The sequence below is a fragment of the Streptomyces chisholmiae genome (assembly GCF_031845445.1).
GTDB classification, from domain to species: Bacteria; Actinomycetota; Actinomycetes; order Streptomycetales; family Streptomycetaceae; genus Streptomyces; species Streptomyces chisholmiae.
The window spans coordinates 1-500 of the sequence record NZ_JAVREO010000089.1 but is presented as its reverse complement, the minus strand read 5'-3'; the positions used below and the strand labels follow the sequence as shown (position 1 = coordinate 500).

Genomic DNA, 500 nt, shown 5'->3' with positions numbered 1-500 from the left:
AGATCGCCGAATCCCTTGTCCACCACGGCCATCAGTAGTCCGTCGAGGTCGCCGAAGTGGTACTGGACCACACCCCATGTCACCCCGGCCCGCCCGGTGATGTGGCGGACGCTGGGTGGGGTGAATCCTTCGTCCAGGATGCAGCGCACCGTTTCGGCGATCACCGCCTCACGGGTGCGTTCGGCACGGGCCTGGCTTCCGGTGGCGGGCCGACGGGGCGCAGTCATGGTCGCGATGTCACCACATCACCCCGCGGAGGTGATCCAGCGGGCGCAGGTCGTGCGCGGCGAGCAGGGAGCCGTCGGGGATCACGCGGCCACCACCTTGGCGAGCTGGCCGAGCCGGGCGGCGGTCAGTTCCAGCCAGCGCAGATCGGCTTCCAGATGGAACAGGGCGTGGTCGCAGATGAGCTGGTCGGCGAGGTCGCCCTTGCGCTTGCGGTCGGTGAGGACACGCATCATCCGCAGGTGCTCCGAGCGCTGGGAGTCCAGCAGGTCGGC

The 500-nt window shown here is 69.2% G+C and carries 2 pseudogenes; both read right to left on the bottom strand.

The annotated features are described in order from the left end of the window. Positions 1 to 227, bottom strand: a pseudogene (locus tag RM844_RS32200) (TetR/AcrR family transcriptional regulator); the annotation flags it as partial. Between the two features lie 81 nt (positions 228 to 308). Further along, positions 309 to 500, bottom strand: a pseudogene (locus tag RM844_RS32195) (PadR family transcriptional regulator); the annotation flags it as partial.